Consider the following 14,872-nt stretch of genomic DNA (forward strand, 5'->3'; position numbering starts at 1 on the left):
GATATCATCTACATTACTATGAAAAAATTAATTTCCCTTCCTGATTTTCTAATTCAGCTTCATACGATTGTGAAGCCTTACTATGCAGATGAAGAAGGTAAAAATAATTTTTTCATAGTAATGTAGATGATATCCTTACCCTTTTGAAAAGCAAACTTAGCTTCAATATTAGCCACTTCTTGTGTTTTTCTATTGATTCGAATTTCCTTTTCTTCAATTGGAACAAACTGATACACCTTATTATTAATAACTATTGAAAAATATTGATACGCCAATATAACACGTACGTAATCGTTGCTCATTTTAATATAGTAAGGCTTTAGCATTTTTACAGTTACCATCTTTCCACCTCCCTGTAATTTTCTGATTATTTAGTTGATTCATTTTACAACAAAACCTTAGCGAACGCAAGGGCTGTTGTTCATACGAATTACTCTTTTTTATTTTCTATACTTATAGTAAAAGTCAGTTAGAACGCTTCACTTTATATTGGAAGCGACAGTTTTTTAATAATTTCTTGCCCCCAGCTTTGCATTGCCTCGTCACGTATTATTTTCGCTTCTGTCGATTTTACGAGCCGACCTGCTTTTTTCAGCTGTGCCACTCCTTTTTTCAGCTTTTCCTTATATTGAACGGTTAACAGATTTATCTCTGCAGAAAACGCTTCATCTGTACCCGGTGTAACCGCTTCTTCATATAAGTCAACAATACAATCCGTACTACGGCTAGGGAAAAATTCATGTGGATCTGTGCTATCAAATATGCAAAAATCTAAGTCCCTAACAACAATCATATCAACGCTTTTCGGGTCAAAACTACAATGATATCGTTCGACATCCAAGCCACGTGCTTGGCATGCTTCCATTACTTTTCGCATGAAGACAGATTTTCCTGTTCCTGCTCGACCTTTTACAAAAACACGATTTGAAATTCCTTCCGTTATTTCAGGGATTAGGTTAACAACGCCTTCAGCAGTATTTGTACCAAATAGACGGTTGTATACGTGAGGGGTTTTCTGTTGCTTATCTACGTTCGAGAGCAAATCGGTAATAAACTGCTCTGCTAATTCGTTTGCTTTTTCATAATCCATTTGTCTAATATACAAATCCTCAAGTTCGTCATGAATCTTTAAGCCAGCTGCAAAATAATTATACGTCTCATTTGCTAGCTTTTTGTATACATTTTTAGCATTTGAGAGTGCTGTATATCCACGTTCATTAATGTTCGTAAACGAATTTAATTGAATCCTGTTCGCATTTTCTAATTTAGATCCAATCTCTTCAGTGACAACTGCCAACGAACGATTACGAATGATTGTTCCTTCTAAATAGTTGCTACTTAATGGATGATGGAGCATTTCAACTCCGTCCTTATTCTTAAATACATTTGCTGTACGTGTAATAATATCCGTTTTTAGTTTATAGGAAGGATGCTGAAGAACAATTATATTGTTCACCTTATTGAGATTAGAAGATAGATAATTTACAAACCCTGCCGCAGTATGACCACTTACATAATATTTTTGTGTCTCATTCAAATACGCCACATCCTTTTTTGTTATCCTATGTATATTCTGGCAATGGAGTGAATTATAACTATTTTTTCTTTAAAAAACAAAATCGCCAAAACGCCTAATCAGCAGTTTTAACGATTTATAATACTTTATATATACTTAGCGTTCAAGAGCAGCTCGCTCATCGTCTGTAAATACACGAGACCTCGTTAAAAACCGCTTCCCTTCTGGTCCTTCCAAAGAGAACATTCCTCCTCGACCATCAACAACATCTATAATAAGTTGCGTATGTTTCCAATACTCGTACTGATCTTTTGCCATGTAAAATGGTGAGTTTCCAATATCCCCCAGTAAAATATCTGATTCTCCCGTACGAAACTCATTTCGTGGATAGCACATTGGTGAACTTCCGTCACAACATCCACCCGATTGATGAAACATTAATGGCCCATGTATTTCCTTCAATGTTTCAATTAAAGCTAGGGCCTCCTCTGTGGCAACTACACGTTCAACCATTTTTCACACTCTCCTTTTTTAAACTAATTAAAGGTTTATTCACGCAATTTATATAACTAGCCGTAGTAATAATTTAAACTACCCATACATTGTTCGAAACCGCTCGTCTAATTTTCCGATCAATTAACTCCCGCTCGTGTTGGAGAGCTTTCCTGGTATTCCACAGGCTAATCCGAAAACCCAAAACAAATATCTAGCAAACTTTCTTGCAAGCAAATAGTAGTGAAAAAAAAGAAGCTATGCGCGCTAAAACATAGCTCCCTTATTGTCTATCCAGCTAGATTAAAACAATCCAGCTGCTCCTTCGCTATAGCTAATAAGTAGATTTTTCGTTTGCTGATAATGGCTAAGCATCATCTGATGATTTTCTCTTCCAATACCTGACTTTTTATAGCCACCAAATGCCGCATGGGCAGGATATTGATGGTAGCAGTTAGTCCAGACACGCCCTGCTTCAATTCCCCGACCGAATCGATATGCCGTATTAATATTTCTCGTCCAAACTCCAGCCCCAAGTCCGTATAACGTATCGTTTGCTATTTTCATTGCTTCTTCCTCATCATTAAACGTCGCAACTGAAAGAACTGGACCAAATATTTCTTCCTGGAAAATACGCATTTCATTATTTCCTTTAAAAATCGTCGGTTGGACATAATAACCGCTTTCTAATTCGCCTTCCAGCTTGTTTACTTCTCCACCAATAAGAACTTCCGCGCCTTCCTGCTTTCCAATATCCAAATACGAACTAATTTTCTCCATTTGCTCCATCGATGCTTGTGCACCCATCATCGTTTCTGTATCAAGTGGATGCCCTATTTTAATTTGCTTCACACGTTCAATCGCTCTTTCGATAAATTCATCGTATATGGAAGCATGCACCAACGCTCGAGATGGACATGTACAAACTTCGCCTTGGTTCAAGGCAAACATAACAAACCCTTCAATCGCTTTATCTAAAAAGCCATCGTCCTTTTCCATGACATCTTCAAAGAAAATATTTGGTGATTTTCCGCCTAACTCTAACGTAACAGGTATAATATTTTCTGAAGCATACTGCATAATTAGTCGACCGGTTGTCGTCTCTCCAGTAAATGCAACTTTTGCAATTCGACTGCTCGAGGCTAGCGGCTTACCTGCTTCAACACCAAATCCATTCACGACATTTAATACACCCGGTGGTAATAAGTCACCAATTAAGTCTAGTAAAATATGAATCGAAGCTGGCGTTTGTTCAGCTGGTTTTAGTACGATACAGTTTCCTGCTGCAAGCGCAGGTGCTAATTTCCATGTTGCCATTAAGATTGGGAAGTTCCACGGTATAATTTGCCCAACTACACCTAACGGCTCATGAAAGTGATACGCTACTGTATCGTTATCAATTTGGCTAATTCCACCTTCCTGAGATCGAATCGCAGCTGCAAAATAGCGATAATGATCTACAGCTAAAGGCATGTCCGCTGCTAATGTTTCTCGAACCGACTTTCCGTTATCCCACGTTTCCGCTACAGCAAGCATTTCTAGGTTTTCTTCAATGCGATCTGCAATTTTATTTAGTATATTCGCTCGTTCTGTTACAGACGTTTTTCCCCATTCTTCCTTAGCTGCATGTGCAGCATCTAATGCCGCATCCACATCTTCCTTCGTTGATCTAGCAATCTCACAAAATACTTTTCCAGTGACCGGACTGACATTTTCAAAGTACTTCCCATTTGCTGGTGGACGATATTCTCCTCCAATATAGTTATCGTACCTTTCTTTAAAGTTTACGACAGCACCTTCTGTGTTTGGATTTGCATATCTCATTGCACCAATTCCTCCTTCATTATTTTGTAATCGCTTACAACAAGATGAAGAACTGAGTTGCGTCCTCTACTTATAAGTATACCAATTTATTTAAATTATTCCAACCGTCCGACTTTATCAATTTCGTTACGAACCAATTACTGCAAAAAAGCGTTACATCCGCACTTCATGCGATTGTAACGCTTTTCCTATAACGATTATCTATACATTTTATGTCACACAACCGTTCACTCAGTCGCCTTATCGTTTCAGGTAAATTCCCTAGCTATTCCAGCTCTGGAAGCATTCGTACTTGCTGTTCCATTTCCGATTGACAAAGTGGACATGCAGGTGTCTTATTAAAGCTAAACGACTCTCTCATCCATCCTTGACAATCCTCACTCTTACAAGACCAGACATTTGTTTCAATTTGAGGTGCTGGTTCTTTTGGGCCACGAGAAAAAGACATGAAGCCATCTCCCTTCCTTTACTACTCTTATTATACCCTTTTTTTAGAAACAATTAAAGGCACGGCTATAAGTAGGCAAGAAAAGGCAAGGAAGCTTACTTTAGGACAAATTTTTCAATCGCTTTTGCAACCCCATCGTTTTCGTTTGTATCCGTTACAAAATCTGCAGCATTCTTAACTGCTTCTTGTGCATTACCTACTGCTACTCCGATACCAGCCTCTTCAATCATTCGGATATCATTAAGACTATCTCCAACTGCCATAATTTCATCCATCGTTATCCCAATTTTCTCACAAACCCACGCTAACCCGCTTGCCTTGTTTATCCCCTCGGGATTAACTTCTATATTTGTTGGCAAAGAATTAGATAGTTCAAGATTGCCATATTTCTGCAATTCTTCCTTCACTTGCTTTATCTGGTTATCATTCATTGAAACAAAGGCCATTTTCAACCATTCATGCGCATATAAATCATCCGGTCGAGAACCTTCTAAATATACTTCCTCTGTCGATACAAGCCATGTTCCAATGCCTACTTTGTCGGCAAACGCACACATTTTATCAACTACCGATGCATCAAGTAAATGACGTTGCAGTAATTTTTTATCAGCTGACCAAATTTCACTGCCATTCGATGTAATCATATACGTTGATAAATTTAATTCCTCAGCAATCGGATAGCAAATATCAAGCCATCGTCCTGTACTTAATACAACGTGTACACCTTTTTCCATCGCTTGTTGAATTACTTTTTTTGTATACGGCGAAACTTCTAGCTGGTTATTTAACAATGTTCCATCCATATCTAAGGCAACTAATTTAATGTCTTTGTTCATATAAAATCTCCTCACTGTAATTGATATATTACTTTAGCAACGTAATTTTAAGGGCATTCAAAAATTCACTTAATCTAAAACATATTTGTCTTGTCCAGCCCCCATTCCAAAATACATTACTAGAATCGAAACAATCATCAACGTTAGTAACGGTACCGTCCAAGCATGCGTTAAATCAAATAAAAATCCAATTAACATTGGGCCAATTGCCGCAAGCGAATACCCAAATGATTGAGCCATCCCCGATAGCTCAGCTGATTGCCTAGCATTCCTCGCGCGCATGCCTAAAAACGATAATGCCAATGCAAAGCAACCACTCATAGAAATTCCAATTAATGTTACAGATAAAATCATACCAATATAAGATGTACCTGCAAGCAAGCCACCTGCTCCGATTAAATACATTACACAAAGGGCAAAAACAATCCACCGCTGAGATTGGAATCGAGCAGCAATTACCGGTACAAAAAAGCTAGCAGGTAAGCCGATAAATTGTGTATACGAAAGCATCCATCCTGCGGTTGCAATGCTTACACCATAAGCGTGTAAAATTTCTGGAAGCCATGAGATCGTCACATAAAATAGAAACGATTGCAGCCCCATATATAATGCAACCTTCCATGCAAGAAAGGATGTCCATATGCGATTATCTTTAGAAGTTACAAACTCCACTTCCACCTCACGTCTTGTCGCTTTTCCTTTTATCGCTAACCGTACCCAAATAATAATCGCAACAAATGCTGGAATCCCCCAAATAAGTAACGTTGCCTGCCAACCGAACTGAAGGTTTTCTGCAAATGGAATACTTAGCCCAGAAGCTGATGCAGCAAAAATCCCCATAGCAGTAGAGTAAATACTTGTCATAATTGCAACTTTAGCTGGGTATTTTTCTTTTACGACACCCGGAAGGAGCACGTTGCATACAGCTATACCTAAACCAATAAACAAAGTACCTAAAAACAAAAAGAAAATGATAGATACCGACCGTATTCCAATACCGATGAACAAAAAACATAAACCGATAATTAAAGCAATTTCATTTGAGAAGCGATTCGCAAGCTTCGGTACAACTGGTGAAATAACCGCAAATGCTATTAATGGGAGACTTGTAAGCAAGCCGACACTCCAGTTGGAAAACCCGATATCATCTCGAATCATCCCCATTAACGGTCCAACCGATGTAATTGCAGGACGCAAATTAAACCCAATAAGAACAACTCCGATAAATAATAATATATGATTTTGATTTTTTGTATCCGTAGCTGACAGCATGTTATCTTTGCGACTCACAGGATTGAAACTCCCTTCCAAACACTATTAACACTATAGCATATCTACAACGACAATAGATAATGGTTGGTTTTGAAACTAATTTCCCACCTAACCATTCTACACTGAAGAGAAACTCATTTTTAGATTCTCGGTATGCTTGGAAAATAACTTTATATAAGATGATTTACGTTTTCATGTTTTACGATACGGTATTTCCCAGGGAATAATCCCACTACTTGATTAGGAAATGTAAGTAGTGAAATGCTGAAGCTTTGAGGGGCGAAACTGGAGGCGAATAACAGGTGTCCTATCTTCTAAAACGTTGCAAACAAAAAAGGAACCCAGTTGCCGACAAAAACAATAGCAAGCTACTGGTTCCCATACGTTACACTGAAGCGGTACATTTAACTACATCTAATCGCATCTTGGCTATATAAATTGGCATGATTAACTGAAATGCCATGCTTCCCTTTATTACACGTGTGCAGACGGGGCAGACAAAGCATCCATTCCGCCTTCATTATCCTTCCGACGCTTTTGAACATACCAAATGGCAGCAAGCAAAACGATGCCAAAACCATTGCTAACTAGACCAGGTAAAATTAAAGCTAAACCTGCGCCAAGTAATACAATTCTTTCCCACCACTTGGAATCCGCTATAAAGAAGCCGATCATCGCACTGCTCACTCCGACCATTCCTAGAACAGCCGTAGTTAAAGATATGACTAAGTTAACCGGTGTTACATCAACTAATACTAAAATCGGGTTGTATATAAATATATACGGAATAATAAACGCAGCAATCGCCAGTTTCACTGCTGTAACCCCACTTTTAAAGGGGTTTGCCCTCGCTATTCCAGCACCAGCATATGCAGCAAGACAAACAGGTGGGGTAATATCTGCTACAATACCAAAATAAAATACGAACATATGAACTGCAATCGGTGCAAGATCAAATCCATTAATTAATGCTGGAGCGGCAATCGTTGCTGTAACAACATAGTTAGCTGTTGTCGGCAGTCCCATTCCCAAAATAATACAAGAAATCATAGTAAAAATGAGCGCTAATATGAGTATTTCATTCGACAATGCTATAATTCCGGCTGCGAACTTCGCCCCAAGTCCAGTAATACTAACAACTCCAGCAATGATCCCTGCTGTAGCAACCGCTGCAATTACTGGCAAAGCAACACGTGCTCCCTGCTCCAATACATCAATCGTTTTACGCAATGATAAGCGAGTTTCTTTTCGCACTAAACTAACGAGAAATGCCGAAAGAATTCCATATATCGCGGCTCGTTGTGGTGTAAAGCCGATCATAACCGTTCCAATAATGACGACAAGCGGGATAAGCATATATCCATATCGCAACATAATATCTTTTAGAACTGGAAGCTCTGACTTAGGCAGCCCATGAATCCCTAACCGTTTTGCCTCAAAGTGTGTACCAATAAATATACCCGAGAAATACAAAGCAGCTGGAATTGCCGCCGCAAGCATAATCGTTCCGTAATCAACACCTAAATATTCCATCATAATAAAAGCAGCAGCACCCATTATTGGAGGCATAATTTGTCCACCAGTAGAAGCCGATGCTTCTGTTCCTGCAGCAAATTCAGGCTTGAAGCCAGCTTTTTTCATCATTGGAATCGTAAACGATCCTGAGGCTACCGTGTTTCCAACGGAGCTACCAGAAACCATTCCTTGCAATGAGCTTGCTGCAACTGCCGCTTTTGCGGTCCCTCCGGTATAGCGTCCAGTCACCGCAAAGGCGAGGTCATTAAAAAACTTCCCAATTTTCGTATGAACGAGGACGACCCCAAAAAATAAAAAGAGAAATATAAACTTTGAGGAAATTTGAATTGGTGTTCCAAACACTCCACTTTCTTGAAACCAGAGATTTGTAGCAATCCGGTCAAATGTAAATCCTGGATGAGACAATACTTGTGTAGGAACATATTTACCAAAAAGAGCATAAGCTATCATGACACTTGCAACAATTACAATTGGTATCCCGACAGTTCGCCGTGTCGCTTCCAGCAATAATAGAATACCTAAAATAGAAATAATCGTATCGATTGTACTGTACCCTGATATTCGACTTTGAAGAATAGAATCGAAAAAAATAATCTTATGATAGGTTACATACATCGCAGAAAAAGCGAGTACGACATCATACCACGGAACCGTTTTTTGTTTCTTTTGCATGCCGCTTTTAATTGGATAAAGAAGAAATATAATACCAAGCGCAGTACCTAGGTGGATTGCACCTTGCTTTTGGGATGGCAACGTGCCAAAGTACCCCGCATATAAATGAAAAATCGTTAAGGAAACACCGATAAAAGTAACAACCCACGCCCACTTCCCAATATGTATGCGAAACTGACTTTCTTTATCATACTTTTCAAGCATCCGTTGCGCATCTGTCTGCGCAGCTTTCGCTTGTGTTTCCTTTTCACTCATTTCACCACCACCATAATTTAGAATAAAAGGAAAAGAGTGTTTATAAGCAAACAAGCCCTTTTCCTTCCTTTTAATTTATTTTATTTACATAAATAGCTTCCTACCTTCTACACGTCATCTAAACTGAATTGCTTACTTCAAGCTATCAAGACTTTCAATTCCCGTTGATTCACGTGTTATTATTTGCGTCACTTCTGGATAAATGTGCCCGATAAATGCAGCGTTTTCTACCGCGTTTCCTTCAAAATCACTTTCTCCATTTACCGCGTTCAATGCAGGTACGTGTACCGACATTCCAAGATCCATATTCCCTTCTCCAATTGTTGCCATATTTTCTACAGAAGCCCCTGTCTCCATGTTCGTGAAATTTGCATCTAAGTGATTATTCCACAGCGTTGCCATTTCTCCACCTAATGGATAATACGTTCCACCTTGACTTCCTGTACCTAAAATAAACTCGGACTTCCTACTTCCCGCATCTGCTGAAACATCTGCAATTGGGTTATCGAATTCCAGTCCTTGCTCCTCGTAATAACGTGCTGCTCCCGGATGAATTGGTAACCCTTTTGCCCCGTTAAGCGCATTTTCTAATGTCATATGCGCTGCTTGCGCGTGTGTGATTTCTCCAGAGTTTTCTGCCATCAGCTTGGCTAGCTCATATCCTAATTCTTCGTCAATCGTATCTGTATTCCCCATTAAAATTGCGTAAGCTGCAACGGTTTGTACATCTGAATCGAGAAAGTCATACGTATCTTGAGGAATCGTAAATCGTTCATATCCGCTCTCTTCCTCAATTTGATCGATCACATCATCAGATATACCTAGCATAACGACGTCCCCAGTGGAGGCCTGCAAGCTTTCAATACTTCCTGCTGGCAATCCTAACACCCCTACAGAAATATCAATGTTTCCATCTTGAACGCCATCTGCTGCATCCCCGAAGCCTTCCTGAAACTCCTCAAAATCCCCCTCTTCTACACCATAAGCCGATAGAATAATTTTAGAAAGTGTGCTTGTTGCACTTGCAGGTGGTCCAATGGCGATCTTCGCATTTCCGCCACCACCACACGCAGCTAAAACTAGAGCAATACCAGCTAGTACAGAAAATAAAGCTATAAATCTTTTTTTCTTTATCATCTTTTTTCCCCCTATATAAATTTTCTTCTCCATTAGAGAGCGCTTCAAATTATGTAGGAAAACTGTGATGTGAAGAAAGATTACGCATGCGTGTTCTTGTTTAAAAGCTTTTATTTATAGTACTGTAAAATTTTGCAAATTTCAAGTCATTGTCAAAATTATCCTAATTTTCTGCCTGATAGATTGATCAATAATCTTTCCGCTTTCGTTATTGATTCAACTGTTCATACCTCCTTCTTACTAATTACTAGTTTTATATACGTTATGATTTTTATTTTCACGTATGACAAATTAATTTTAACTGCTAACGGTTGACGATTCGTACAAAGGATACCTGGTCAATTTGTAATAACTACTTAATTAATAGTAAAATGTTAGGTGGAGGTATGAATGAAAATGTTTTATTGAAAGAAGGAGGATACATGTTTTACTTTCGTTGCGGCCTGTATATGGTCGGCCTACTTATATTTAGTTACGGGATATCCGTTACAATTAAAGTCCAACACCTCGGACTTGCTCCTTGGGACGTATTAAATGTTGGTTTGTATGAAAAGCTCGGCTTCTCAATCGGAACTTGGACGATCGCCATCAGTGTACTTTTAATATGCGTTTCTTTTATTTTAGACAAAAGTTATATAAAAGCAGGTACGTTTGTAAATGCGTTTGCAGTTGGTGCCTTCGTCGATTTCTATTTGTGGCTTGATTTCCTCCCACCGACAACGTATGCATGGCCAGATGTTTTTACAATTTTGTTAGGTATCGTATTAATGGGATTTGGTGGAGGCGTCTATAATGCTGCCCATCTAGGAGCTGGTCCAAGAGACGGATTTATGTTGTCCATCTCTGACAAATCAGGCATATCCATCGGCAAAGTCCGTATAATGACGGAGAGCAGTGTATTAATCTTTGGGTTACTGCTTGGTGGGCCTGTTTTTGTTATTACTTTTATTTTCACCTTTATCCAAAGTCCATTATTCCAGTTTTCATATTTATCCTTTAGTAAATTAGTCGATCAACTAACTATAAAAAACAATGAAAATAAAAAGCTCGCAAGACATACTGGGTAAATGTTTTTATATTTCCAACAATAGACTCGTCTAAAGAAAGTGTTTGATGAAATCTTTGAATAGCTGATTTGGTCGGGCTTACTGAACTAAGCCGAACTATTTATAAGGAGTTCTTCTTGAAAAATCTAGAGCCGATCGTGAATAAAAAAAGATCGTCTCTGGATTTTTTTAAAAAAACTCCCCCCAACACAATAAACAAGTATATAATAGAATTTAATAATTTAAATTATTTAAAAAATGAGGTGTACAAATTGAACAACCATGAAATTGATTACAAGCTATATGGAGATGATATGCAATTTGTCGAAGTGGAGCTGGATCCAGAAGAAACAGTAATTGCTGAAGCTGGTAGTTTAATGATGATGGATGATCAAGTACGAATGGAAACCATTTTTGGCGACGGATCTGGAGCTCAAGGCGGGTTTATGGGAAAGCTAATTGGTGCAGGGAAGCGAGTTGTTACAGGCGAAAGCTTATTCATGACTACTTTTACGAATACAGGGATAGAAAAAAAACATGTTTCCTTCGCTTCTCCATATCCGGGAAAAATTATACCAATGGATTTAAGCAAATTAGACGGAAAATTAATATGTCAAAAGGATGCTTTTTTAGCAGCCGCAAAGGGCGTTTCTATTGGAGTAGAGTTTCAACGAAAAGTAGGCGCAGGCTTCTTCGGTGGCGAAGGCTTTATTATGCAAAAACTTGAAGGAGACGGGATGGCATTTGTTCACGCCGGCGGAACAATACATAAAAAAGAATTGCAAGCAGGAGATGCTCTCCGTGTCGATACCGGTTGTCTAGTTGCAATGACCGGAGAAGTCGACTACAATATCGAATTTGTCGGAGGCGTTAAAACAGCACTATTCGGCGGCGAAGGATTATTCTTTGCAACATTACGTGGACCTGGTACAGTTTGGGTTCAGTCGTTACCGTTCAGCAGGCTTGCCAGCAGAGTATTTGCAGCAGCTCCTGAAAAGGGAGGATCCAAAGGTGAAGGAAGTGTCGCTGGAGGTTTGTTTGACCTGTTCGGTGGCGATCGGAAGTAATATATTGGAAAAACACAGGCAATGTTGGCAACTATTTTAAATACATTCGTTTATTATCCTACCGGAAATTATGGATCGTAATGTAAATAACGGTATCCTTTTTACTGGAGGCGTTTACGCACGATGTATTCGTCTCCATAAAGAGAGGAACAGATACTCATTTATGGAAGGCTATGAATATCTGTTCAATCTCTCTACGTAGAATTTATCCATGCAAATCCCCAAGAGATTTATTATACGTGTTCTGTTTTACTCGAGATAATCCGACAGTTTGTTAAAACGGTTTGCTTATAATTTGTTAGAAAATATTTTTGTATACACCGTGAGATAAAGAGTTGTAGTATCCATGTCGGATTACCGACTAAACGTAGTACAGTTTAAGAATTCAACTGCTTTCTCAGGCATAACTGGCTTGCTGAAATAATATCCTTGAATTCGATGTGCACCAAGCTTTTCCAGTATTTCAAACTGTTCAAATGTTTCAATACCTTCACTAATGGTCGTTAGCTTGAGACTATTCGCTATTTCGATTAATCCGCGTAATATTGCTTCTGATTTTCCTTCATCACTGACTACCTCCATAACAAAAGCTCGATCTAATTTCATATATTGAAATGGCAATGTCTTCAGTAAAGATAAAGAGGAATATCCTGTACCAAAATCATCAATCGCTGTCTTGATACCTAGTTCATTTAATCTTTCCAATATATTAATAGCGCTACTAGTATCGTGTACGACGATCGATTCGGTTACTTCAAATACAAGTTTTGTCGGAGTAACTCCTGTTTCTTTAATAATCTGTTGCACATCCGCTAAAAAACCATCGTATTTCAACTGTTTTGTTGAAACATTTAACGTCACTGAAAAATCATGATAACCAGCTTGTTCCCAGCGAACTACTTGCTTTGCCACTTCTTTCATCAGCCAGCGTCCAGCATCAACAATTTTTTCGTTTTCTTCTAATAACGGAATAAATTGAGCAGGACGTATCTCACCTAAAACAGGTGACTTCCATCGCATCAATGCTTCAAAGCTAACAATGCGATTTTCAGAAATGCTATAGATCGGCTGATAAACGAGATAAAACTCTTCATTTTCAAGCGCGTTTGCTAAATTATTCGTTAACTGGCGTTGTTGTTCACTCTTATCTGCTAGTTGTTCGGTGAAATAGACAAATTGGTTCCCTCCACACTTTATTGCCTCATGACAAGCAAACAATACATCTTGCATAATAATGTTTTTACCTTCTTTAATTTCAGCAGTCCGAACTCCGACACTAGCCGTTATATTCAAGAGAGTACTCCGCCCAATAGGAATAGGCTCTTCCATTTTCCGAACTATTTCAGCGGCCATTTCACATTGTTTATGGAACGATTCATCCTCTGTAGTGATAACAAATTCCTCATCACCCACACGATAGACATTGATTTTCTTTTGTATACCTCTTAATCGATTACTCACTTCATACAGTAGCTGGTCGCTAACATCGTAACCGAGACGCTCTGTCACCTCTAAAAAACGATCTAATTTGATTAAATAAAAGGTAACACTTGCTTCTGGAGCTTGGTCTTTTTTCTTTTCTATATTAGATTCGAGTCGTACACGATTCCCAAGTCCTGTTAGCAAATCTTGTTCAGCCTGCAGCTTTTCTCTTCGCTGGACTCGTATTAAATAGAAAAAAACAACAAAAATAATAAGCAGTGCACCAATTACCAATAACAAATTGAACGAGAGGGACCAAAATATTTCGTCCGTTGCATCATTTGAGCTCGAATCAACTACAACGACCCAATCATTAAACGTCGTCTTGTATTTTATAAAGCGAAAATCGTTTTCTGTATCTGCCCAACTTCCCGCTTGTTGCGTATCCATTCTTTTTAACAGCTGTTCACTATGTGGTATCGTTCCTTCAAATGATGCTTCATTCGAATTGAATAATACATCTTTATCTTTAAGTAAAAAAACAGTTCCAGGCAAATTTGATGCCTCAACGAGTTCACTTACAATATCGCTTAAATTTACGACACCCGAAAGTACACCAATTGTTTCTCCATTACCATTCTCAACTGGCGCAAATATGGCAGTTACCTGTTGCGACGCATCTTCGTTTAATGAGAATACATCACTAAATACAAGCTCACCATTTAATGCTTTTTCAAAATAGTCTCGTTGTTGCACTTTAAAATGATCACCATCAAGTGATTTTATAATCCCCTCAGGAGTGATAAAGCTAAGTCCTACAAAATAAGGAATACTTTCAGTTTGTATAGACAAAAATTGTGTAATATCTTCATCCTTTTCTATCATATAAGGAATATGGTTCGCTAATAATTTTATATCTAACGTACGTTCCAACGAAAAGCGTTCCACTTCCGCAACAAAACCATTTAGTAATTCATCCGTCTCTCGCTCTACAGATTGCAATACGAAATTTTTAGTACTTTTATAATTAACGATTGCAAAATAAACAGTTCCTATAAAGACAAGACCTAATAATACATAAATTAATAAATGCCGTTTCTTCATTTACACACATCCATAAAAAAGAGTAGAACGCATATTTAACCATGCTTTTAGTGTATCATAATCTAGGAGTCTATTGAGTTTATTTATTTTTGCACAAAAATCAGATGAACGTCGACGGCAAAATCGAGACCTGTTGTATAGAAATTCATAGAACAAACAAGGAACATCAACAATTATAGATGTTCCTTTCTTAAAATAATATAATTTCATACCTTCTATAGTACCTAAGCACTTACGCTATTTTT

At 38.3% G+C, this 14,872-nt stretch carries 12 protein-coding genes; 2 read left to right on the top strand and 10 right to left on the bottom strand.

What is annotated here, in order from left to right; all coding sequences use genetic code 11:
• Positions 1-80 precede the first annotated feature (80 nt).
• From ACLIBH_RS13025 to ACLIBH_RS13065, 9 genes are all read right to left on the bottom strand, one after another.
• Complete coding sequence (locus ACLIBH_RS13025; protein WP_439317149.1) at positions 81-341, bottom strand: hypothetical protein; 261 nt, start codon at positions 339-341, stop codon at positions 81-83.
• A 143-nt stretch (positions 342-484) separates the two neighbouring features.
• A complete protein-coding gene (locus ACLIBH_RS13030) occupies positions 485-1,537 on the bottom strand; it encodes a hypothetical protein (protein ID WP_439317150.1) in 1,053 nt (350 codons plus the stop codon).
• A 135-nt stretch (positions 1,538-1,672) separates the two neighbouring features.
• Positions 1,673-2,029, bottom strand: coding sequence for a DUF779 domain-containing protein (locus tag ACLIBH_RS13035; protein ID WP_439317151.1), 357 nt, complete (start codon positions 2,027-2,029; stop codon positions 1,673-1,675).
• A gap of 282 nt (positions 2,030-2,311) precedes the next feature.
• The gene (gene exaC / locus ACLIBH_RS13040) at positions 2,312-3,832 is read right to left on the bottom strand and encodes an acetaldehyde dehydrogenase ExaC (RefSeq protein ID WP_439317152.1); all 1,521 of its coding nucleotides are present in this window, start codon (positions 3,830-3,832) and stop codon (positions 2,312-2,314) included.
• Positions 3,833-4,097: 265 nt separating this feature from the next.
• Positions 4,098-4,280, bottom strand: a complete 183-nt coding sequence (locus ACLIBH_RS13045) for a cold-shock protein (RefSeq protein ID WP_439317153.1) — start codon at positions 4,278-4,280, stop codon at positions 4,098-4,100.
• Positions 4,281-4,375: 95 nt separating this feature from the next.
• Positions 4,376-5,116: a Cof-type HAD-IIB family hydrolase gene (locus ACLIBH_RS13050; RefSeq protein ID WP_439317154.1), complete on the bottom strand. Its 741-nt coding sequence runs from the start codon at positions 5,114-5,116 to the stop codon at positions 4,376-4,378.
• Between the two features lie 69 nt (positions 5,117-5,185).
• Entirely contained in the window at positions 5,186-6,406 is a 1,221-nt protein-coding gene (locus ACLIBH_RS13055; protein ID WP_439317155.1) for a CynX/NimT family MFS transporter, read from the bottom strand.
• 456 nt (positions 6,407-6,862) lie between these two features.
• A complete protein-coding gene (locus ACLIBH_RS13060) occupies positions 6,863-8,851 on the bottom strand; it encodes a TRAP transporter permease (protein WP_439317156.1) in 1,989 nt (662 codons plus the stop codon).
• Positions 8,852-8,983: 132 nt separating this feature from the next.
• Entirely contained in the window at positions 8,984-9,988 is a 1,005-nt protein-coding gene (locus tag ACLIBH_RS13065; protein ID WP_439317157.1) for a TAXI family TRAP transporter solute-binding subunit, read from the bottom strand.
• Positions 9,989-10,374: 386 nt separating this feature from the next.
• Between ACLIBH_RS13065 and ACLIBH_RS13070 the strand changes: the two genes are divergently transcribed.
• Together ACLIBH_RS13070 and ACLIBH_RS13075 are read left to right on the top strand one after the other, a co-directional pair.
• Entirely contained in the window at positions 10,375-11,055 is a 681-nt protein-coding gene (locus ACLIBH_RS13070) for a YczE/YyaS/YitT family protein (protein WP_439317158.1), read from the top strand.
• Between the two features lie 251 nt (positions 11,056-11,306).
• The gene (locus ACLIBH_RS13075; protein ID WP_439317159.1) at positions 11,307-12,101 is read left to right on the top strand and encodes a TIGR00266 family protein; all 795 of its coding nucleotides are present in this window, start codon (positions 11,307-11,309) and stop codon (positions 12,099-12,101) included.
• 354 nt (positions 12,102-12,455) lie between these two features.
• Here ACLIBH_RS13075 and ACLIBH_RS13080 read toward each other — a convergent pair whose 3' ends face one another.
• On the bottom strand, positions 12,456-14,627 hold the full coding sequence (locus ACLIBH_RS13080; RefSeq protein WP_439317160.1) for a bifunctional diguanylate cyclase/phosphodiesterase: 2,172 nt from the start codon (positions 14,625-14,627) through the stop codon (positions 12,456-12,458).
• Between the last annotated feature and the right edge of the window lie 245 nt (positions 14,628-14,872).

Origin of the sequence: Virgibacillus sp. W0430 (genome assembly GCF_051846935.1) — a bacterium.
Taxonomy (GTDB): Bacteria; Bacillota; Bacilli; order Bacillales; family Amphibacillaceae; genus JBPYCR01.

What these genes read in the sequence shown, in the direction of transcription:
- ACLIBH_RS13025 (WP_439317149.1), bottom strand. Translation starts at nt 341, where the DNA reads ATGGTAACTGTAAAAATGCTAAAGCCTTACTATATTAAAATGAGCAAC.
- ACLIBH_RS13035 (WP_439317151.1), bottom strand. Translation starts at nt 2,029, where the DNA reads ATGGTTGAACGTGTAGTTGCCACAGAGGAGGCCCTAGCTTTAATTGAA.
- exaC (WP_439317152.1), bottom strand. Translation starts at nt 3,832, where the DNA reads ATGAGATATGCAAATCCAAACACAGAAGGTGCTGTCGTAAACTTTAAA.
- ACLIBH_RS13045 (WP_439317153.1), bottom strand. Translation starts at nt 4,280, where the DNA reads ATGTCTTTTTCTCGTGGCCCAAAAGAACCAGCACCTCAAATTGAAACA.
- ACLIBH_RS13050 (WP_439317154.1), bottom strand. Translation starts at nt 5,116, where the DNA reads ATGAACAAAGACATTAAATTAGTTGCCTTAGATATGGATGGAACATTG.
- ACLIBH_RS13060 (WP_439317156.1), bottom strand. Translation starts at nt 8,851, where the DNA reads ATGAGTGAAAAGGAAACACAAGCGAAAGCTGCGCAGACAGATGCGCAA.
- ACLIBH_RS13065 (WP_439317157.1), bottom strand. Translation starts at nt 9,988, where the DNA reads ATGATAAAGAAAAAAAGATTTATAGCTTTATTTTCTGTACTAGCTGGT.
- ACLIBH_RS13070 (WP_439317158.1), top strand. Translation starts at nt 10,375, where the DNA reads ATGAATGAAAATGTTTTATTGAAAGAAGGAGGATACATGTTTTACTTT.
- ACLIBH_RS13080 (WP_439317160.1), bottom strand. Translation starts at nt 14,627, where the DNA reads ATGAAGAAACGGCATTTATTAATTTATGTATTATTAGGTCTTGTCTTT.